The organism is Massilia niabensis, from assembly GCF_042655085.1.
Lineage (GTDB): Bacteria > Pseudomonadota > Gammaproteobacteria > Burkholderiales > Burkholderiaceae_D > Telluria > Telluria niabensis.
In genome coordinates, this window is the sequence record NZ_JBHSMU010000015.1 from 655,197 (window position 1) to 675,733 (window position 20,537).

Genomic DNA, 20,537 nt, shown 5'->3' on the forward strand with positions numbered 1-20,537 from the left:
CGCAGTCTGTCGCGTTACTTGGGCTGCTTCTTGAACAGCTCGCGGAACACGGGATAAATGTCGGCCGGCGTCACGATTTTCTGCATCGCGAAGTTGCTGTGGTGCGCCGCGACCTCGGTGTATTGCTCCCACAGGTTCTGCGGCGGACCGTCGGTGATTTCGACATAGGTGTAGTACTGGACCTTAGGCATGATGCCGTTGTTCAGCAATTGCTTGCACAGCACCGAATCGTTGTCCCAGTTGTCGCCGTCGGAGGCCTGGGCGACATAGGCGTTCCAGTCGGCGTTGGAGTAACGCTCGCCGATGACTTTCTGCAGCAGGTGCAGGGCCGAGGACACCACGGTGCCGCCCGATTCGCGCGAATGGAAGAATTCGTCCTCGTCGACTTCGGCCGCGGCCGTATGGTGGCGGATGAAGACGACGTCGATGCGCTCGTAGACGCGCTTGAGGAACAGGTAGAGCAGGATGAAGAAGCGCTTGGCGGTGTCCTTGCGCGTTTCGTCCATCGATCCGGAGACGTCCATGATGCAGAACATCACGGCCTGGGTGCTCGGTTTCGGCACCTTGATGCGGTTGCTGTAGCGCAGGTCGAACGGGTCGATGAAAGGGATGGCGTTGATGCGGGTGTGCAGGTGGTGCACCTGGCGCCGCAGTTCGACCACGCGCGGGTCGTCTTCGGGCACTTCCGCGTCGTACAGGTCCTGCAGCTCCTGCTGGACATCGGCCAGCTTGCGCCGGCTCGGGCCGCCGACGGCGATGCGCCGCCCGAGCGCGCCGCGCAGCGAGCGCAGCACGTGGATGTTCGAGGGGGTGCCCGAGACGTTATAGCCGGCGCGCTGGGTCTTGAAGTCGACCGTCTGCGACAGCTGGGTCTTGATCATGTTCGGCAGCTCGAGGTCTTCGAAGAAGTAGTTCATGAACTCTTCGCGCGACAGCTCGAAAATGAAGTCGTCCTCGACCGTCTGGTCGCTGTTGCCGGCGCGCCCGCGCCCAGACCCGCCACCGCCGCTGCGCGGACGGTTGAACTGGTCGCCTTTCTGGTATTCGGTGTTGCCGGGGTTGATGGTCTCCCACACGCCGCCATGGGCGTGGCCGAAATGCGGCTCGCTGACGTCCTTGACAGGGATCGAGACCTTTTCGCCGTTCTCGACGTCGGTAATCGAGCGGCCCTTGATCGCGCGGCCGACCGCATCCTTGATTTGCGCCTTATAGCGGCGCAGGAAGCGTTCGCGGTTGACGGCGGACTTGTTCTTGCCCTGCAAGCGTCGGTCGATGAGGTAAGTCAAAACATGCCTCCTGGTAAAACCCGCGGCGGACCGGCAGTGACGCCGGCCCCCTATCTTAATACGCTGCGTGCATAAGCGGGGTGCGCACGGCTGTCAGGGTCGTCAAAAATGCACGGAACTATTTTTAACCCTTTTACGACGACTTCCTTACCCGCAGGTACCATTCGCACAGGAGCCGCACCTGCTTGGCGGTGTAGCCCTTTTCCACCATGCGGGCGACGAAGTCCGCGTGCTTGGTTGCGTCCTCGGCGCTGGCCTTGGCATTGAACGAAATAACCGGCAAAAGTTCCTCGGTGTTCGAGAACATTTTCTTCTCGATAACGGTGCGGAACTTCTCGTAGCTGGTCCAGGCCGGGTTCTTGCCGCCGTTGGTCGCCCGGGCACGCAGGCCGAAGTTGACGATCTCGTTGCGGAAATCCTTCGGGTTCGAAATCCCGGCCGGCTTCTCGATCTTTTCCAGTTCGGCGTTGAGCGACTCGCGGTCGAAACTTTCGCCGGTATCCGGATCGCGGAATTCCTGGTCCTGGATCCAGAAGTCGGCAAAGGTCACGTAGCGGTCGAAAATGTTCTGGCCATATTCGGAATAGCTTTCCAGGTAAGCGGTCTGGATTTCCTTGCCGATGAAATCGACATAACGCTGCGCCAGGTGCTCCTTGATATAGGAGTGGTAGCGCTGCTCGAGTTCAGGCGGGAATTGCTCGCGCTCGATCTGCTGCTCCAGCACATACAGCAGGTGCACCGGATTGGCGGCCACTTCGGTGTTATCGAAGTTGAAGACTTTCGACAGGATCTTGAAGGCGAAGCGCGTCGACAAACCATTCATGCCTTCGTCCACGCCGGCGTAATCGACGTATTCGTGCAGCGACTTGGCCTTCGGATCGGTGTCCTTCAGGTTCTCGCCATCGTAGACCAGCATCTTCGAATAGATGCTCGAATTTTCCGGGTCTTTCAGGCGCGACAGGATCGCGAACTGCGCCATCATGCGCAGCGTGCCCGGCGCGCAGGGCGCCTTCTCGAGTGAGGAATTCCGAATCAGCTTGTCGTAGATCTTGATCTCGTCGGAGATGCGCAGGCAGTACGGCACCTTGACGATATAGATGCGGTCGAGGAAAGCTTCGTTATTGCGGTTATTCCGGAAGGTCTTCCATTCCGATTCGTTCGAGTGCGCCAGGATGATGCCCTCGAATGGAATCGCGCCGAAGCCCTCGGTGCCCTTGTAATTGCCTTCCTGGGTGGCGGTCAGCAGCGGATGCAGGACCTTGATCGGCGCCTTGAACATCTCGACGAATTCCATCAGGCCCTGGTTCGCCAGGCACAGGCCACCCGAATAGCTGTAGGCGTCCGGATCGTCCTGCGAATAGTCTTCGAGCTTGCGGATGTCGACCTTGCCGACCAGGGACGAAATGTCCTGGTTGTTTTCATCGCCCGGTTCGGTCTTCGAGATGGCGACCTGTTTCAGGATCGACGGGTAGCGCTTGACGACGCGGAACTTGTTGATGTCGCCGCCGAATTCGTGCAGGCGCTTGACGGCCCACGGACTCGGGATCGAGCGCAGGTAGCGGCGCGGGATGCCGTAGTCTTCCTCGAGGATGACGCCGTCTTCCTCTTCGTTGAACAGACCCAGGGGCGACTCGTTCACGGGCGAACCCTTGATCGCATAGAAGGGCACCTGTTCCATCAGGTGCTTGAGCTTTTCGGCGATCGACGACTTGCCGCCGCCAACGGGTCCCAGCAGGTAGAGGATCTGCTTGCGCTCTTCCAGGCCCTGGGCCGCGTGGCGGAAGTACGAGACCACCTGCTCGATGACTTCTTCCATGCCGTAGAACTCGCGGAAGGCAGGATAAATCTTGATGACCTTGTTGGCGAAGATGCGCGACATGCGCGGGTCGAGCCGGGTATCGACGAGTTTCGGTTCGCCGATCGCCGCGAGCATGCGTTCCGGCGCGCTGGCATAGGTCAGCGGGTCCTTCTTGCACAGGGCAAGGTATTCGGACAGGGAATATTCTTCTTCACGGGTGCGCTCGTAGCGGGCTGCGTAGTTGTCAAAAATGGTCATGTGCATGTCCTTTAGTTTGCTAACAACGATCACTATCACGACAGCCAGACGCAGCCGACTGCCCAAGCCCGAATTTTCTTGGCGTAAGTCCCATATTTGACGGGTCGCCCTGGTAGCGCCGCGAATGCGCGTCGGCTAGGACGATGATTCTTGTTCTGTCCGGCTCGGAACATCTGACAAAACCCATGGCTGCGTTGCATTCGTCTCGCCGTACCTGCGTACTGTCTTCGACGAAGCGCCTTGCCCTGAATTTTGTCAGATGCTCCTCATGGCCGGATTCCCATTTGGATGGAGGGTCTTCTTGTATATCTGAAATTTATTATGTGCCTATTGGTTCTCGAAGTAAAGCGGTAACAGGTGTGTTGCGAACTTGCACCTAAGTACATGATTCTTATATGGAAAGCAGGAAATCGAGCAAGGTTCCGACGGCAAGCCGAGTCAGCATTTCGAGCTGTTCTGCAAGCTCATGTGTTGGCGGCTGTACTGCCGGGTTGTCGAAACCGCGCTATTGATAGTGCATGATCTGGCAGGCTGGTGGCGCACGCATATCGCATATTTTCCTCCTGCATTTTCCAATGAAAACAGGGCAGGATCGGCATGCGGTACACTTGCCTCCCTATCCCTGCCACACCGCCCCAGACGGAGAAAACCATGCTCAACGAGCAGCTGCGCCACACCATCGAACAGATGCCCAAAGCGGAATTGCACATCCATATCGAGGGCTCGCTCGAGCCGGAACTGATCTTTGCGTTAGCGCAAAGGAACGGCGTCACGCTGGCCTATCCATCGGTCGAAACGTTGCGTGAGGCCTACGCTTTCAGCGATTTGCAGTCCTTTCTTGATATCTATTACGCCGGTGCCAGTGTGCTGCTGACCGAGCAGGACTTCTACGACATGACCGCCGCCTACCTGGCACGGGCGGCAGCCGACAACGTGCGTCACACCGAAATCTTCTTCGATCCGCAAACCCATACCGCGCGCGGCGTGCCGTTCGAGACCGCCATCAACGGCATCTGGCGCGCCTGCCAGGACGCGCCCATCAGCGCCGCGTTGATCATGTGCTTCCTGCGCCACCTGTCGGAGGAAGAAGCGCTGGCGACACTGGAAGAGTCGCTGCCCCATCGCGACAAGTTCATCGGCGTCGGCCTCGACTCATCGGAAGTGGGCCACCCGCCCGAAAAATTCGCGCGCGTCTTCGAGCGCGCCCGCCAGCTCGGCCTGCGCCTGGTCGCCCATGCGGGCGAGGAGGGGCCCCCAAGCTACATCGAGAGCGCGCTCGACGTGCTGAAGGTGGAACGTATCGACCATGGCGTGCGCTGCCTCGAGAGCCCGGCCCTGGTCGAGCGCCTGGTGCGCGAACGGATGGCGCTGACGGTCTGCCCGCTGTCGAACATCAAGCTGCGCGTCTTCGACGTGATGGGTTCGCACAACCTGCGCACGCTTCTCGACAAGGGCCTGGCGGCGACCGTCAACTCGGACGACCCGGCCTATTTCGGCGGCTATATGAACGATAATTTCGTGGCTGCCTTCGAGTCGCTGCCCCTGGACGCCTCGCATGCGCGCCAGCTCGCCCGCAACAGCTTCGAAGCCGCCTTCCTCGACCCGGAACAGAAGCGCGCCTTCCTCGCTGAAGTCGACGCCTTCTTCGCGCCTGTTCACTAAATAGCCAACAAGCCAGCGCCATGCTCATTCAGTCCTTCCGCCAGTCCCTCCGCATGACCGCGCGCGACTGGCGCGCCGGCGAACTGCGCTTCCTGCTCGTCGCGCTGATCGTGGCCGTGTCGGCCTTGTCCTCGGTCGGCTTTTTCATCGACCGCATGCGCGCGGGCCTGGCACGCGACGCCAACCAGTTGCTGGGCGCCGATTTGCTGGTCAACGCCGACAATCCGGTGCCGGCAAGCTGGCGCCTGGAAGCGCAGCGGCGCGGCCTGCTGCTGGCAGATACCGTGACCTTTCCGAGCATGGCCCAGGCCGGCGAGGGCGAGGCGTCGCAAGCCCAACTGGGCTCGATCAAGGCCGTGTCGCCGGGCTACCCGCTGCGCGGCGAACTGCGCATCACGACCGACCCTGCCCAGGCGAGCGAAGCGCGCGGCACGCCTACGCAGGCGGTTCCGAGCCCGGGCACGGTCTGGGTCGATCCCAATCTGCTGACGGGGCTGGGCGTGAAAGTCGGCGACGTGCTGCAACTGGGCGAGCGCCGCTTTACGATCGCGCAACTGATCGCGGCCGAACCCGACCGCGGCGCCTCGTTCGCCAACTTCTCGCCGCGCGTGATGCTGGCGCTGGGCGATTTGCCGTCCACTGGCCTGGTCGACAACTTCGCGCGCGTCACCTACCGCATGCAGGTGGCGGCGCCCAACGCCAACGACCCGAAGGCGGTGTTCGACTACGGCCGATGGGTGCGCGAGCGCATCAAGCAGGACAACGTCAAGGGCGTGCGCATCGAGTCGCTGGAAAACGGCCGCCCCGAAATGGAGGCGACGCTCGAGCGCGCCGACCAGTTCCTGTCCCTGGTCGGCCTGCTGTCGGCAATGCTGGCGGCGGTGGCGGTCGCGATGGCGGCACGCCGCTTCATGCAGCGCCACCTCGATGCCTGCGCCATGCTGCGCTGCCTGGGCATGACGCAGAATGGGGTCGGCGCCCTGTATCTGTTCGAATTCGCGCTGGTCGGCCTGGTCGGCAGCGTCATCGGCGTGCTGGTGGGCTTTGCCGCGCATTTCGTATTGCTGGAATTGATCGGCAACCTGTTGCCGGCGGACTTGCCGCCGGTCTCGCCCATGCCGGCAGTGCAGGGCATTGCCACCGGCATGCTGCTGCTGGTCGGCTTTGCGCTGCCGCCGGTGCTGCAACTGCGGAACGTGCCACACAACCGCGTGATCCGGCGCGAGCAGGCGGCGCCGCAGCCGATGGCGCTCGCCACCTATGGCCTCGGCGTCGGCGTATTCGTGCTGCTGATGCTGTGGCAGGCGGGCGACCCGAAACTGGCCTTGACCACGGCCGGCGGTTTCCTCGGCGGCTTTGCCGTGTTCGCGCTGGTGGCCTGGCTCGGACTGCGCCTGCTGCGGCGCCTGCGCGGCCTGTCCACCCACCAGGGCTGGCGCTTCGCGGTCACCTCGCTGCAGCGCCGCCCGGGCGCCACCATCGTGCAGGTGGTCTCGCTGGCGCTGGGCCTGATGGCCTTGCTGCTCCTCACCGTGGTGCGCGGCGACCTGGTCGCGGCATGGCAGCGGGCCACGCCCGAGAATGCGCCGAACCGCTTCGTCATCAACGTGCTGCCCGACCAGAAGGACGATGTGGCGCGGCGCATGGCGGCGGCCGGCGTCGAGCAACCCGTGCTGTTCCCGATGATCCGCGGGCGCCTGACCGCCGTGAACGGCAAGCCGGTCACCGCCAATACCTACACCGAGGACCGTGCGCGCGGCCTGGCCAACCGCGAATTCAATTTGTCGACGATGCTGGAGGCACCCGAAGGCAACGAGATCGTCGGCGGCGCCTGGTTCCGCGATGCGCCCGGCGTATCGGAGGCCTCGGTGGAGCAGGGCATCGCCAAGACGCTGGGCCTGAAACTGGGCGACGTGATGCGCTTCGATATGGCCGGACTGGTCGTCGACGCCAAAATCACCAGCCTGCGCAAGCTCGAGTGGGGATCGATGCGGGCCAACTTCTTCGTCATCATCAATCCGCAAGCGATGGCGAACGCGCCCGCGACCTACATGACGGCCTTTCACCTGCCGCAGCAGGGCGCCAGCCTGGCGACGGGTTTCGCCAATGAGCTGGCGCGTGCCTACCCGAACCTGACCGTCATCGATGTCAGCGGCATCATCCGCCAGGTGCAGGAAGTGGTGGACCAAGTCGTGGTGGCGGTCGAATTCCTGTTCCTGTTCACGCTTGCCTCGGGCGTGCTGGTGCTGTACGCCGCCCTGATGGGCTCGCAGTCCGAGCGCACCCGCGAAGCCGGCCTGCTGCGCGCGCTCGGCGCCACCAAGAAGCAGCTGGCGCAGGCGCAGCGCATCGAGTTCGTGCTGGTCGGCGGGTTGGCCGGCTTGCTGGCCGCCAGCGGCGCTGCACTGCTGGGCTGGGCGCTGGCGACTTACCAGTTCAAGTTCCCGTGGGCCTTCGAGCCGGGGGTGTGGCTGGCGGGGATCGTGGTCGGCGCCTTGTGTGCGCTCATTGGCGGGTGGCTCGGCCTGCGCGGAGTGCTGCGCCAGCCGCCGCTGCAGACGCTGCGCGAGGCTTAACCCGACTGTTGCGGGGAGGGTGACGACTGGCCCTACGGGCCGTGAGTGAGGCCCCCGGCCTCACTCACCTACGCTATCATGGCGGCATGCCTGAGAACCAAACCCTGTACGAGATCATCGGCGGCGAATCACGCCTGCGCGAACTGGTCGACCGCTTCTACGACCTGATGGAACTGGAGTCGGAATTTGCCGGCATCCACGCCCTCCACCCGAAACCCAACGACAGCTCGCGCGACAAGCTCTTCATGTTCCTGTCCGGCTGGATGGGCGGGCCCGACCTCTTCGTCGAACGCTACGGCCACCCGCGCCTGCGCGCGCGTCACCTGCCGTTCGCCATCGGCACGAAAGAACGCGACCAGTGGCTGCGCGCCATGGCCCTGGCGATGGAAGACATCGGCATGGACGACGAGCTCCGCCTGCGGCTGATGCAGTCGTTCTACCAGACCGCCGACTGGATGCGGAACAAAGCCGACTGATGACCACTTTTCAATTTGCGGTACTCGTGGTCGCCCTGCTGGTCGTGATCGCGCTGCTGGTCTTGCTCCTGCTGCGCCCGCGCGGCGCTGACGCTAACGCCAATGCCGGCGCGCAGGCCCTGGCCTTCGAGCGCGTCGAGCGCGAGCTGCGCCTGGAGCTGCAGCACAGCGCCCAGGCCACGCGCCAGGAACTGGCCGGGCACATGGCCCAGCACCAGGGCGCGACCCTGCAGCAGCTCGAGAGCATGCGCCAGCAGATGCAGCTGCATGCCGCCGGCGGGCGCGAAGAGCAGGCGCGTTCGCTCAAGCGCTTCGCCGACACGCTGCAGCAGACCTTGGCCAACCTTACCGAATCGAACGCCCAGCGCATGCTGGAAGTGCGCGCCACGCTCGAACACAAGATCCGCGACCTGCAGGTCGATAACGCCAAGCGCCTCGAAGAGATGCGCCAGACGGTCGACGAGAAGCTGCACACGACGCTGGAAACGCGCCTGACCGAATCCTTCCGCCACGTGTCCGAACGCCTGGAGAAGGTGCACCAGGGCCTCGGGGAAATGCAGCAGCTGGCCATTGGCGTGGGTGACCTGAAGCGCGTGCTGACCAACGTGAAAACGCGCGGCACCTGGGGCGAAGTGCAGCTGGAGATGCTGCTCGAGCAGGTGCTGACCGTGGACCAGTACGCGAAGAACGTCGAGACCGTGGCCGGCACCAATGCCCGGGTCGAGTTCGCGATCAAGCTGCCCGGTACCGTCGACGGCGGCCCGCCGCTGTGGCTGCCGATCGACGCCAAATTCCCGAAGGAACAGTACGAACGCCTGATCGAAGCGCAGGACCGCGCCGATGCCGACGGCGTGGCCAGGCACGGCGCCGAACTGGAACGCGCGGTGCGTACCGAAGCCAAAACCATCTGCGAAAAATACGTCTCGCCGCCGCAGACGACCGATTTTGCGATCCTGTTCCTGCCGACCGAGGGCCTGTACGCGGAGGTCATGCGCCGTCCGGGTCTCGCCGACGACTTGCAGCGCACGATGCGCGTGACGATCGCCGGCCCGTCGACGCTGTCGGCGCTGCTCAACAGCCTGCAGATGGGCTTCCGCACGCTGGCGCTGGAAAAGCGCTCGTCCGAAGTGTGGCAGGTACTGGGCGCGGTAAAGACCGAGTTCGGAAAATTCGGCGACGTCCTCGCCGCCACCAAGGCCACGCTGGAAAAGGCGGCCAAGAACATCGAGAACGCCGAAGTGCGCAGCCGCCAGATGGCGCGCAAGCTCAAGTCGGTGGAGGCGCTGCCGAGCGAGGCGGCGCAACTGATGCTGGGGGCGGAAATCGATAAAGACGAGTAAACCGGCCGGCATTCCCGTCACCTGGAACCTGTCGATTCGCTTGTTCAGACCCGTAGGGTGGGCGGGTCCCCCGCTCACGCGTTCAACCAGCGGCTGATCATTCGCGCCCCAGCGTCACTCCAACCACAACTCCTGGACACCAACTGGTCCGCACCAATTCACGGGATACACCCCGTCGCGCACATACCGACCGAAACTTGAATACGGCCAAAGCGACGCATGCCCAACCAGCCCATGACGCACCGGGTTGATGTGAATGTAATCGACATGCCTGCTGAAGTCGTGCTCGTCACGGATCTGGTGTTCCCAAAAGCGCGGCTGCCAGATCGTTGATAGGCGCCGTCTCGTCATGCTTAGCGACAATCCCGGACCGTCATACCGATCGCGGCACGCATATGAGACGCTGTGCTTGATCTCCGACCAGCGCCGAGCGAAATCAATATCGTCTTGCGGCAGCGTCCAAATGCAACGTAGATGGTCGGGCAGCTGGACCCACGCGTCGATCCTGAACGGTCGGCGTTTGCGCACCGCGTGTATGGCATCCCGGAGCGCATTGCGAATGATGTCATCACAAAGGATGGGACGACGGCGCCACGCGACGAGCGTGAAGAAAAAAGTTGAACCGGCAATCGGGCGGCGGAAGCGGGACATCGCGCCATCGTAAGGCGTGGAGGCGCGTGCACGAATCGGAGGTGCGACGGCCGTGATGTCGGTCAAACGAACAAGCGTTGTGTGGATGAGCCGGAGCCGGTTGAACGCGTGAGCGGGAGACCCGCCCACCCTACGTCCCTTCGAATAGAGCAGGTGGATTACACCAACCCCTCAAACATCAGCACATCCACCATATCCCCCGCATTGACGCTCCCCTGCCCATCATGCAGCACCACCATGCAATTCGCCTCCGACATCGACCGCAAGATGCCCGAGCCCTGCGACCCGGTGATGCGCACCTGCGGCATGCCGTCCGCGCCATGCGTGAGGATGCCGCGCTGGTATTCGGTGCGGCCCGGCTTCTTGCGGATCGGGGCTTCGGAACGCGCGCGCAGCAGCGACAGCGGGGCATCGGCGCCCATCATGCGCAGCAGCGCTTCGCGGGCGAAGAAGTAGAAGGAGACCATTACCGCCACCGGATTGCCCGGCAGCCCGAACAGGAAGGCATCGTGCCCGTTCGAGTGAATGCGCCCGAAGGCCAGCGGCCGCCCGGGCCGCATGCCGATTTTCCAGAACGTGACGTCGCCCAGGCGCGCCATGATCTGCTTCGTGTAATCGGCGGCGCCGACCGACACCCCGCCCGAGGTCACGATCGCATCCGCGTTCTCGCAGGCGCTGCGCAGGGCTTCCTCGAGCGCTGCCGGGTCGTCGCGCACGATGCCCATGTCGATGATGTCGCAGCCCAGGCGCTGCAGCATGCCGTAGATCGTGTAGCGGTTGCTGTCGTAGACGCTGCCGGCATCGAGGGGCTGGCCGATCGAGCGCAGTTCGTCGCCGGTGGAAAAGAACGCAACGCGCAGCCGGCGCCGCACAGGTAGTTCAGCGATACCCAAAGAGGCGACCAGGCCGAGGTCGGCCGGACGGATGATCTTCCCGGCGCGCAGCGCGGCGCTGCCGGCCGCTAAATCCTCGCCGGCGAAGCGCCGGTTGTCCCCGAGCTGGATGGTGCCGGCGCGCAGCACGACCTGGTGTTCGCTTTCCTCGGCCAGCAGCTCCTGCGGCACCACGCTGTCGCACCCCTCGGGCATCACGCCGCCGGTCATGATGCGCACGCATTCGCCCGGGCCCGGCACCGTGTCCGAAGGCCGGCCCGCATACACGGTGCCGATTACCTTCAACTGGACCTGGCCCTCGGCAGGCAGGTCGGCGCCACGCAGCGCGTAGCCGTCCATCGCCGAATTGTCGTGCGCCGGCACATTGATCGGCGAGACGATGTCGCGCGCCAGCACCCGGCCGAGCGCGGCGCGCAAGGCAACCTGCTCGACGGCGCCGACCGGCTGCACGAACTCGCGGATGATGTGCTGGGCCTGCTTGACCGGCAGCGCATCCGGGTCGTAATCCGACAGGCAGCTCGTCACGTCCTGCAGGCGCGCTGCTGGGCGCACTGCATGCCCGGTATCGAGGCCGCGCAACTCGTCGAGCGTGTTGATGTTGCGGAAGGCGTCCGCATCCTCGAACGGCACCTCGACCACCTTCAAATCCTTGTACCAGCCGTCCATGCGCCGTCCGCCTTCTGCCAGATAGCTGGAAAGCACCGGCAGCAGGTTCGCCTTCACCAGGCAAAACACGGGATGCGGCTGCGGCCGCTGGCCAGGCTCCTGCGTCATCGCAAAGGCGAGGTCGGCCTCCGCCGCCTCGAGTGCCGCCAGCAGGCGCTCGGCCAGGTCAGGCGGCAGGAAGGGCGAATCGCAGGGGGCCGTGAGCAGGTAAGGCGTGGCGCAGCGGCGCATGCCGGCCTCCATGCCCGCCAGCGGCCCGGCGAAGCCGGGCAGGTCGTCCGGCCACACAGGCACTTTCAACCCGGCGTAGACGTCGAGGTTCTGGTTGGCGTTGATCGCCACGCTGGCCACTTGCGGGGCGAGGCGTTCGAGCACGTGCGCGGCCATTGTCTTGCCGCGAAACGGCTGCAGCCCCTTGTCCACCTGGCCCATGCGCGTGCCGCGTCCGCCCGCGAGGATCAGCCCGCTGATCGATTCGTGTTTGTTCATATTATTTTAACCGCCACTGATTTAGCCACCGATATAGGACATTTCGACTTTGCGTGCCCCAGTGTCGCTACTCGCGGTATTCAAGGTGCGCGTTTCGGAATAGCGGTCGGTGCGCCCCTGCCAGAGCCGCGCGATGGCCGCGCTGATGCCCAGGTCATCCTGACCACTACGCAGCAGCGCGCGCAGGTCATGCCCGCGGGTGGCGAACAGGCAGGTGTAGAGCTTGCCCTCGGTGGACAGGCGCATGCGGCTGCAGTCCTTGCAGAAAGCCCCGGTCACGCTCGAGATGACGCCCACCTCGCCGCCGCCATCAAGGTAGCGCCAGCGCGCCGCCGTCTCGCCGGTGTAGTTGGCCGCCTGGGGCACCAGGGGCAGCTCGGCATCGATGCGGCGCACGACCTCGCTCGAGGGAACGACTTCATCCATGTTCCAGCCGTTCGACGCGCCCACGTCCATGTATTCGATGAAGCGCAGGATCGTCGGCGAGCCTTTGAAATGGCGCGCCATCGGCACGATCTGGTCGTCGTTGCTGCCGCGCTTGACGACCATGTTGACCTTGACCGGCCCCAGGCCCACGGCGTGCGCCGCGTCGATCCCGGCCAGCACGTCGGCGACCAGAAAGTCGACATCGTTCATGCGCTTGAACACGTCGTCGTCGAGCGCGTCGAGCGACACCGTGACGCGGTCCAGGCCGGCGTCTTTCAATGCCTGCGCCTTGCGCGCCAGAAGCGAACCGTTGGTGGTCAGGGTAAGGTCGAGCGGGCGCCCGGACGGGGTCGGCAGGGCGCGCAGCATCGCCACCAGGTGTTCGAGGTTCTTGCGCAGCAGCGGCTCGCCGCCGGTCAGGCGGATCTTTTCGACGCCGTGGGCGATGAACAGCCGCGCCACCCGGGTGATCTCCTCGAAGGAGAGCAGGTCGCTGTGCGGCAGGTAGGGGTAATCCTTGCCGAACACTTCCTTCGGCATGCAATAAACGCAGCGGAAGTTGCAGCGGTCGGTCACGGAAATGCGCAGGTCGTGCAGGGGACGCGCGAGGGCATCGGCCAAATGGCCGACGGGCGCCTCAGGTGCTGCCGGCACGGCCATCGCAGGTGCGCGCAGGTCGTGCAGCATGATGATATTTTCAGCCATGCCAATACGATAGCACGAGGCCAGCGAGCGCACAGGCGGCGAGCAGCGTGATCGTGCCGACCCGGTAGCGCAGCAGGGCGATTGCCGCCGCCACGCCGAGCAGGATCGCCTGCCACTGGACAGTGCCCCCTGCGAAAAACACTTCGCGCCCGAAATAGAGCGCCAGGCTGGCGATGACGCCGACCACCGCCGCCGAGATTGCGGTGAGCGGGGCCGTGAGCCGCAGGTTGCCGCGGGTCGACTCCACCAGCGGTCCGCCGGCGAGGATGAAGATGAACGAGGGCACGAAGGTGAACAGCGCCGCCACTGCGGCGCCCAGCACGCCGGCCAGCGGCAGCGCGGCCGGGCCGAGCAGGGCATGGGTCCAGCCGCCGACGAAACCGACGAAAGCGACAATCATGATCAGGGGGCCGGGCGTGGTTTCGCCGAGCGCCAGCCCATCGATCATCTGGGCCGCGCTCAGCCAGCCGTAATGCTCGACCGCGCCCTGCACGACATAGGGCAGGACGGCATAGGCGCCGCCGAAAGTCAGCAGGGCCGCCTTGGTGAAAAACCAGCCCATCTGCGCGAGCGTACCTCGCGTGCCGCCCCATGCAGCAAGCAGCAGCCATGCAAGCAGCATGATGCCGACCCCAAGCAGCACGACGGCGGCGAGGCGTTTCGCTGAAAAGCGTGCGTGCGCCGGTGTCGGGGTATCGTCGTCGATGAGCGCGCGCGGCCTGGCCGCGGCCGGCGTGCCCTGTTTGCCGCCATGTGCGCCGCCATGGGCGCCGGCGGGCTGGAAGGCCTGCGGACGCAAGCGGCCGCCGATGGCGCCGGCCAATGCCGCTCCCAGCACGATGAGGGGGAAGGGCAGTTCGAGCAGCGCGATGGCGATGAAGGCCGCCAGCGCGATGCCGATGAGCGTTCCATTCTTCAAGGTGCGGCTGCCGATGCGCCACGCCGCCGCCAGCACGATGGCCACCACGGCCGGCTTGATGCCGTTCATGATGCCGACCACGGGCGCCAGGTGGCCGAAGGCGAGGTAGATCCAGGCCAGGCCGATCAGGATCGCCAGCGAGGGCAGGATGAACAGCAGGCCGGCGACGATGCCGCCCCAGGTGCGGTGCAGCAGCCAGCCGATGTAGATGGCCAGTTGCGTCGCTTCCGGCCCGGGCAGCAGCATGCAGTAATTCAGCGCATGCAGGAAGCGGCCTTCGGAGATCCAGCGGCGGCGCTCGACCAGCTCGGTGTGCATCAGCGCGATCTGCCCGGCCGGGCCGCCGAAGCTGATGAAACCGAGCTTGAGCCAGTAGAGAAAGGCTTCGCGGCGGGTGACTTGCGGTGGTGGGGGCGTATCGTTCATGCGCGTTCAAAAGAAAGAGGAACAGACGAAAAAAAGGGAAGCACGCGGCTTCCCTTTCTACAGGTTACTTCACCGCTTGGTTCATCAACTTACTGGCGGGTGTCGACCTGGATCAGCGGCTCGTCAGCCAGCTTCGGCGCCGGCTTGCGGGCACGGCCGACGCGGATCGGGGCGGCTGCCTGGGCGGCCGCTTCCTGGGCTGCGCGCAGCTTTTCCGGATCGGTCGCGGCCAGGGTCAGGCCGGCGGCGCCGAGCGCTTCGCTCAGGTCCGCAGGGGCGGCCGGAGCTGGAGCTGGTGCCGGAGCTGGCGCAACTGGTGCTTGCGGCGCGGCAGCTTGCGGTGCCGGCGCTTCGACGGCGACCGGAGTAGGTGCAGGCACAGCCTGCACGGGAGCAGCAGCAGGTGCAGGTGCAGCCTGGATCGGAGCCACTTCCACTGGTGCCGGTGCTGCCTGTTCAGGCGCTGCAGCCGGCTGCGGGTTGCTTGCAGCCATTGAGGCGGCGGTCGGGAAGAACCATGCCTGTGCGGTCGCCGTCCGGACCAGCGCTGCCTGGGCAGGCTGGGCCGCCGGAGCTGGAGCCGGCGCAGCTTTCGCTGCAGCCTTGGCTTGCGCTGCGGCCACCGACGCGGCGGTCGGGAACGGCCATGGCGCCAGCTTGGCGGCTTGCTGCCTGCCTTCGCCACGCGGCTTGCGGGCTGGCTTCTCGGCAGCGGCGGCAGCCTGCACCTTCGCGGCTTCTTCGTCGGCTACCGGCATGAAGGCCGGCGTGCCTTCGTGTTCGCCATGCTCGGCGGACTCGACACCTTCGGTCCCGTCGCGGTCGCGGCGATTGCGGTTGCGGCCACCGCGGCGGCGGCGGCGGCGCGGCTCGTCGCCTTCGACTTCGAGCTCCTCGCCATTCGGGCCCTGCGTGGTCACGGCTTTTACCGCGTTCTCGAGCTGGTCGCCGTGCGGGGTGGTCGTCGACAGTTCCGCTTCGGTTGCCGGCGCCGGGATCGCGTGGATGGCAGTGATGTCTACCGCCTTCGCATCGGCCGTGGCCTCTGCCTTGACTTCGACCGGCTGGGTGCGCTCGGCGCGTTCACGCGGAGGACGAGGAGTGCGCTCGGCGCGTTCCGGACGTTCGCCACGCGGTGCCGCTTGCGTTGCCTCGGCCGGCTCGCGAGCTTCGCGCGGGGCACGCGGCTCGCGCGGCGGACGTGGCGGACGCGCCGGCTTGGCCTCGAACTCGGTGCCTTTGACAGCCTCGTCGACGCCGGCCTTGGCCGTCGTATCGCGCTCTTCGCGGGTACGCTCGGGCTTGCCGGTGCGTACCTCGTTGCGACCCTCATTGCGACCATTCCGGGCACGCGGGCCACGGCCGTTGCGCTCGCCGCGTTCGGCTGCGGCAGGGGCGGCCGGCTTGACCGGCTCGGCCACGACCGGGCTTGGGGCCACCGGCGCAGGCGCGCCGAAGAAGAAACTCTTGATCTTGCCGAAGAAACCGGCCGGGGCCGGAACAGGGGCCGCGACCACCGGTGCGGCTGGCGCTTCGACCGCCTTGACTGGTTTCGCCGCTTCGCTGCGGTCGACCACCGGTGCCGGCTGGGCCGGGGTAATGGTCTTGACCATGGCTTCCTGGCGCGGCTTGGCTTCTTCCTTCTGGCGCTTGCTGTAGGCCATGTCGGTTTCGGCGGACTCGGCCAGCGTATAGCTCGACGCCGCTTCTTCCAGGCGCGGGTCGTCGTGCTTGATCCGCTCGAGCTTGTAGTGCGGGGTGTCGAGGTGCTTGTTCGGCACCAGGATCACGCTGATGCGGTGGCGGTTCTCGATTTTCAGGACTTCGCCACGTTTCTCATTCAACAGGAAGGCTGCGACGTCGACCGGCACTTGCACGTGGATCGTGGCCGAGTTTTCCTTCATCGCCTCTTCCTGGATGATGCGCAGGACTTGCAGGGCAGACGATTCGGTATCGCGGATGTGGCCGGTGCCCGAGCAGCGCGGGCAGGTCACGTGCGAGCCTTCGGACAGCGACGGACGCAGGCGCTGGCGCGACAGTTCCATCAGGCCGAAGCGGGAAATCTTGCCCATCTGGACACGGGCGCGGTCATGGTGCAGCGCATCCTTCAGGCGGGTTTCCACCTCGCGCTGGTTCTTGGCCACTTCCATGTCGATGAAGTCGATCACGATCAGGCCGCCCAGGTCGCGCAGGCGCAGCTGGCGGGCCACTTCGTCGGCCGCTTCGCAGTTGGTGTTGAAGGCGGTGGTCTCGATGTCCGAGCCGCGCGTGGCGCGTGCCGAGTTGACGTCGATGGAGACCAGGGCTTCGGTGTGGTCGATGACGATCGCGCCGCCCGATGGCAGCGGCACGGTACGCGCGTAGGCGGTCTCGATCTGGTGTTCGATCTGGAAACGCGAGAACAGCGGCACGTCGTCGCTGTAGCGCTTCACGCGGTGCGCCATGTCGGGCATCACATGGCTCATGAACTGCTGGGCCTGGTCGAAGATCTCGTCGGTATCGATCAGGACTTCGCCGATGTCAGGCTGGAAGTAATCGCGGATCGCACGGATCACCAGCGACGACTCTTGATAGATCAGGAAGGCGCCCGATGCCGACTTGCCGGCGCCTTCGATCGCGCGCCAAAGTTGCATCAGGTAATTCAAGTCCCACTGCAGTTCTTCGACGTTGCGGCCAATGCCGGCGGTGCGGGCAATCACCGACATGCCTTGCGGCAGGTCCAGCTTGTCCATCGTCTCGCGCAGTTCCTGGCGTTCTTCGCCTTCGACACGGCGCGATACGCCGCCGCCGCGCGGATTGTTCGGCATCAGGACCAGGTAACGGCCGGCCAGCGAGATGAACGAGGTCAGGGCCGCGCCCTTGTTGCCGCGTTCTTCCTTTTCGACCTGGACCATGATTTCCTGGCCTTCGCGCAGCGCTTCCTTGATGGAGGCATTGCGCACGTCGACGCCGTCACGGAAATACGTGCGGGCAACTTCTTTAAAGGGGAGGAAGCCGTGGCGGTCTTCGCCGTAGCTGACGAAGCAAGCTTCGAGGGAGGGTTCGATGCGGGTGATGACACCCTTGTAGATATTCGACTTGCGCTGTTCGCGTCCGGCCGTTTCGATATCGATGTCGATCAGTTTCTGACCGTCGACGATTGCTACGCGCAACTCTTCTTGCTGCGTAGCGTTAAACAACATACGTTTCATTTTTATAACTCCGCGACCCAGGGGCCGTTCCGGGGCCGCCTTGCCAGGACGGCCAAAGTACAGGGACATACGCGGGAGGGGAGAGCTGGAGGGGGTATGCCCGGGCGTACGGCACGGCGACGCATGGCATCGCTGCCGCAACAGGGCGCAAATGGGATCGATCGTCATGCCGAGGGCACGCCGCACCTGGGCCGCTCATCCCGAGCGGCGCAACAGGGTGGAGGCGGTGCGCGCAACTACCAGCCAAACCGTTACAGCGAACAAACCAGGACTTCGATGACAGGCGATGTAATCAGCCAAGTTTTTGAAGCCTCCGGAATGAGGCCTGCAATGGGTCGGGCGAAACGACAAGCGTTATCGACACCATCAACCGGCGAGCCTGCTTTGAAAACAAGCTTTCCGGTACTTATCCTTACAGTTCCAAACAATCCAATCCGGCACTCCTGCACGCGATCCGATTACAACTGCGGTGCAACCCTGATCCGGGCAGGAATGTGCGTACACGTTTTTTCCATCGAATTTGCATGCCAGCGGGGCCGATGGAGCGCGCCCCTGTGTAAAATATCGTTTTAATTCTTACACCTGCAGAGGTCTCACCGCCGCCTGTCGATTATATATTCAAAATGAAGGACTTAGAGAGAATTTCTGGGAAGACAGTCCAAATGAAGATGCAAAACGATGTTGTTCCCCCTTCATCACAGGCGTTAGCAGCACAGTTCGTCACGATCACCGAAGAAGAGGCCGGCCAGCGCATCGATAACTACCTGCTGCGGGTCTGCAAAGGCGTTCCAAAAAGCCACATTTACCGGATCCTGCGCTCCGGCGAAGTCCGAGTCAACAAGGGCCGTATCGACCAGTTGTACCGGCTCGAAACCGGCGACCTGGTGCGCATTCCGCCGATCCGCATTGCCGAAAAAACGCATACCGCGCCGGTACCGGGCGCCGAATTCCGGATCGTCCATGAAGACACGCATTTGCTGGTCATCGACAAGCCGGCCGGCGTCGCCGTGCACGGAGGCTCGGGCGTGTCGTATGGCGTCATTGAACAATTGCGCGCGTCGCGCCCGGACGCCAAGTTCCTCGAGCTCGTCCACCGCCTCGACCGCGAAACCTCGGGGCTGCTGTTGCTGGCGAAAAAGCGTTCGGCCTTGACGAACCTGCACGAGCAGATGCGCGATGGCCTCACCGACAAGCGCTACCTGGCCGCGGTGGCCGGCGACTGGGTCAACAAGCGCCAGCACGTGAAATTGCCACTGCATAAATTTTCGACCCCGGACGGCGAACGGCGCGTGGTGGTGCAGGCCGGCGGCATGGAGTCGCATACGGTGTTCAACCTGCTGCGCAAGTGGGAACGGTTCGCCCTGCTCGAGGCCGAACTGAAAACCGGGCGGACGCACCAGATCCGCGTGCACCTGGCCTCGTCGGGCTTTCCCATCCTTGGTGACGAGAAATACGGCGATTTCGCCATGAACAGGGCGCTGCAAAAGGGCGACCAGACGCGTGGCGCACTCAAGCGCATGTTCCTGCATGCTTACAAGATCACGTTCACGCACCCGGAAAGCGGCAAGCCGATGACGCTGCAGGCACCCTTGCCAGCAGAGTGCGACCGTTTCTTGTTAAGCTTGGGGCAAGCCATTCAATAACTATCGACGCGCGAAGCGGCACGGCCGCCCGCTAACGGGGTAAACAACAGGAGCCGGCGGTTTGCCGGAAGACATGCCAAGAAAGCAATTTGATCTGATCGTCTTCGACTGGGACGGCACGCTGATGGACAGTACCGTTGCCATCGTGCGCTGCATCCAGGCCGCCGCGCGCGATGTCGGCCTGCCGGTTCCCAGCGACGAGGCAGCCTCGCATGTGATCGGGCTGGCCCTGCCGGAAGCGATGCAGGCGGCGATCCCCGACATGGCGCCCGCGATGTACCCGCGCCTGGTCGAACGCTATCGCTACCATTTCCTGACGAAAGACCACGAACTGGTGCTGTTCAAGGGCGTTCGCGAGATGTTGACCGAACTTCACCAGCAGGGTTATTTTTTGGCAGTGGCCACCGGCAAGAGCCGGGTCGGCCTGAACCGGGCCCTGAACGCGGCCGGCCTGCTGTCCACCTTCGACGCCACACGCTGCGCGGACGAAACGTTCTCCAAGCCCCATCCGGCCATGCTGCAGGAACTGACCCGCGAGCTCGGCCAGGACATGCGGCGCACGGTGATGATCGGCGACACCACGCACGACCTCTTGATGGCGAGAAACGCCGGCGCGGCAGGCATTGCTGTAGAGTATGGCGCGCATCCGGTCGACCAGCTGCAGGCCTGCCGCCCGCTGTATTCGGCGAAAACCGCGGTCGAGCTGCACGCCTGGCTGGCCGAATACGCGTAATATGGCCGAGAATATGGCTGAGAAGCCCGCGGAGGTGCTGGTCTGCGATTCCGACGCGCTGCACGATGGCGGCGCCGGGGTGCGTTTTCCCGTATCGGTGTACGGCGAGGCGGCAACCGGCTTCGTGGTGCGCTTCCAGGGCACGGCCTATGCCTACCTGAACCGCTGCGCCCATGTCCCGATCGAACTGGACTGGGTGCAGGGGCAGTTCTTCGAATCGGGCGGCGAATACATCATGTGCGCAACGCATGGCGCGGTCTACCGGCCGGAAAGCGGCGTGTGCGCGGGCGGTCCCTGCCGCGGCGCGCGCCTGCGGTCGATCGCCGTGCGCGAGGCGGACGGCAAGGTGTACTGGCAACCCGACGAACGGATCAGCGCGCCGCCGGCCTGAATGCGATG

The 20,537-nt window shown here is 64.5% G+C and carries 14 protein-coding genes; 7 read left to right on the plus strand and 7 right to left on the minus strand.

All coding sequences use genetic code 11. The features are described from left to right. Positions 1-14: 14 nt before the first annotated feature. Positions 15-1,286, minus strand: coding sequence for a YeaH/YhbH family protein (locus tag ACFPN5_RS17395; RefSeq protein WP_379785037.1), 1,272 nt, complete (start codon positions 1,284-1,286; stop codon positions 15-17). A 133-nt stretch (positions 1,287-1,419) separates the two neighbouring features. Beyond that, complete coding sequence (locus ACFPN5_RS17400; RefSeq protein WP_379785038.1) at positions 1,420-3,342, minus strand: PrkA family serine protein kinase; 1,923 nt, start codon at positions 3,340-3,342, stop codon at positions 1,420-1,422. Positions 3,343-3,993: 651 nt separating this feature from the next. Between ACFPN5_RS17400 and ACFPN5_RS17405 the strand changes: the two genes are divergently transcribed. The 4 genes from ACFPN5_RS17405 (at position 3,994) to ACFPN5_RS17420 (ending at position 9,396) form a co-directional block, all read left to right on the plus strand. Further along, positions 3,994-5,004: an adenosine deaminase gene (locus ACFPN5_RS17405; RefSeq protein WP_379785039.1), complete on the plus strand. Its 1,011-nt coding sequence runs from the start codon at positions 3,994-3,996 to the stop codon at positions 5,002-5,004. Positions 5,005-5,024: 20 nt separating this feature from the next. Next, complete coding sequence (locus ACFPN5_RS17410; protein WP_379785040.1) at positions 5,025-7,580, plus strand: ABC transporter permease; 2,556 nt, start codon at positions 5,025-5,027, stop codon at positions 7,578-7,580. Positions 7,581-7,666: 86 nt separating this feature from the next. Then, positions 7,667-8,056 carry a group II truncated hemoglobin gene (locus ACFPN5_RS17415; RefSeq protein ID WP_379785041.1) on the plus strand — a complete coding sequence of 130 codons (390 nt, stop codon included), beginning with the start codon at positions 7,667-7,669 and terminating at the stop codon, positions 8,054-8,056. Next, a complete protein-coding gene (locus ACFPN5_RS17420; protein WP_379785042.1) occupies positions 8,056-9,396 on the plus strand; it encodes a DNA recombination protein RmuC in 1,341 nt (446 codons plus the stop codon). Before ACFPN5_RS17415 ends, ACFPN5_RS17420 begins: the two co-directional genes overlap by 1 nt. 114 nt (positions 9,397-9,510) lie before the next feature. Here ACFPN5_RS17420 and ACFPN5_RS17425 read toward each other — a convergent pair whose 3' ends face one another. From ACFPN5_RS17425 to ACFPN5_RS17445, 5 genes are all read right to left on the minus strand, one after another. Continuing rightward, positions 9,511-10,047, minus strand: coding sequence for an REP-associated tyrosine transposase (locus tag ACFPN5_RS17425; RefSeq protein WP_379785043.1), 537 nt, complete (start codon positions 10,045-10,047; stop codon positions 9,511-9,513). 158 nt (positions 10,048-10,205) lie between these two features. After that, on the minus strand, positions 10,206-12,095 hold the full coding sequence (gene moeA, locus ACFPN5_RS17430) for a molybdopterin molybdotransferase MoeA (protein ID WP_379785044.1): 1,890 nt from the start codon (positions 12,093-12,095) through the stop codon (positions 10,206-10,208). A 21-nt stretch (positions 12,096-12,116) separates the two neighbouring features. Further along, entirely contained in the window at positions 12,117-13,226 is a 1,110-nt protein-coding gene (gene moaA, locus ACFPN5_RS17435; protein ID WP_379785045.1) for a GTP 3',8-cyclase MoaA, read from the minus strand. Continuing rightward, entirely contained in the window at positions 13,219-14,571 is a 1,353-nt protein-coding gene (gene chrA, locus ACFPN5_RS17440) for a chromate efflux transporter (protein WP_379785046.1), read from the minus strand. Before chrA ends, moaA begins: the two co-directional genes overlap by 8 nt. Positions 14,572-14,660: 89 nt before the next feature. Beyond that, positions 14,661-17,762: an Rne/Rng family ribonuclease gene (locus ACFPN5_RS17445; protein ID WP_379785047.1), complete on the minus strand. Its 3,102-nt coding sequence runs from the start codon at positions 17,760-17,762 to the stop codon at positions 14,661-14,663. Between the two features lie 662 nt (positions 17,763-18,424). On the opposite strand from ACFPN5_RS17445, the gene ACFPN5_RS17450 reads away from it, so the two are divergent. The 3 genes from ACFPN5_RS17450 to ACFPN5_RS17460 all read left to right on the plus strand — a co-directional run bounded on the left by ACFPN5_RS17450 (position 18,425) and on the right by ACFPN5_RS17460 (position 20,529). Further along, on the plus strand, positions 18,425-19,405 hold the full coding sequence (locus ACFPN5_RS17450; RefSeq protein WP_379785048.1) for an RluA family pseudouridine synthase: 981 nt from the start codon (positions 18,425-18,427) through the stop codon (positions 19,403-19,405). Positions 19,406-19,478: 73 nt separating this feature from the next. Beyond that, the gene (locus ACFPN5_RS17455) at positions 19,479-20,138 is read left to right on the plus strand and encodes an HAD-IIIA family hydrolase (RefSeq protein ID WP_379785049.1); all 660 of its coding nucleotides are present in this window, start codon (positions 19,479-19,481) and stop codon (positions 20,136-20,138) included. Between the two features lie 13 nt (positions 20,139-20,151). After that, on the plus strand, positions 20,152-20,529 hold the full coding sequence (locus tag ACFPN5_RS17460) for a Rieske (2Fe-2S) protein (protein WP_379785050.1): 378 nt from the start codon (positions 20,152-20,154) through the stop codon (positions 20,527-20,529). Positions 20,530-20,537: the final 8 nt, after the last annotated feature.

What these genes read in the sequence shown, in the direction of transcription:
- ACFPN5_RS17400 (WP_379785038.1), bottom strand. Translation starts at nt 3,342, where the DNA reads ATGACCATTTTTGACAACTACGCAGCCCGCTACGAGCGCACCCGTGAA.
- ACFPN5_RS17405 (WP_379785039.1), top strand. Translation starts at nt 3,994, where the DNA reads ATGCTCAACGAGCAGCTGCGCCACACCATCGAACAGATGCCCAAAGCG.
- ACFPN5_RS17410 (WP_379785040.1), top strand. Translation starts at nt 5,025, where the DNA reads ATGCTCATTCAGTCCTTCCGCCAGTCCCTCCGCATGACCGCGCGCGAC.
- ACFPN5_RS17415 (WP_379785041.1), top strand. Translation starts at nt 7,667, where the DNA reads ATGCCTGAGAACCAAACCCTGTACGAGATCATCGGCGGCGAATCACGC.
- ACFPN5_RS17420 (WP_379785042.1), top strand. Translation starts at nt 8,056, where the DNA reads ATGACCACTTTTCAATTTGCGGTACTCGTGGTCGCCCTGCTGGTCGTG.
- ACFPN5_RS17425 (WP_379785043.1), bottom strand. Translation starts at nt 10,047, where the DNA reads ATGTCCCGCTTCCGCCGCCCGATTGCCGGTTCAACTTTTTTCTTCACG.
- moeA (WP_379785044.1), bottom strand. Translation starts at nt 12,095, where the DNA reads ATGAACAAACACGAATCGATCAGCGGGCTGATCCTCGCGGGCGGACGC.
- moaA (WP_379785045.1), bottom strand. Translation starts at nt 13,226, where the DNA reads ATGGCTGAAAATATCATCATGCTGCACGACCTGCGCGCACCTGCGATG.
- chrA (WP_379785046.1), bottom strand. Translation starts at nt 14,571, where the DNA reads ATGAACGATACGCCCCCACCACCGCAAGTCACCCGCCGCGAAGCCTTT.
- ACFPN5_RS17445 (WP_379785047.1), bottom strand. Translation starts at nt 17,762, where the DNA reads ATGAAACGTATGTTGTTTAACGCTACGCAGCAAGAAGAGTTGCGCGTA.
- ACFPN5_RS17450 (WP_379785048.1), top strand. Translation starts at nt 18,425, where the DNA reads ATGAAGATGCAAAACGATGTTGTTCCCCCTTCATCACAGGCGTTAGCA.
- ACFPN5_RS17455 (WP_379785049.1), top strand. Translation starts at nt 19,479, where the DNA reads ATGCCAAGAAAGCAATTTGATCTGATCGTCTTCGACTGGGACGGCACG.
- ACFPN5_RS17460 (WP_379785050.1), top strand. Translation starts at nt 20,152, where the DNA reads ATGGCTGAGAAGCCCGCGGAGGTGCTGGTCTGCGATTCCGACGCGCTG.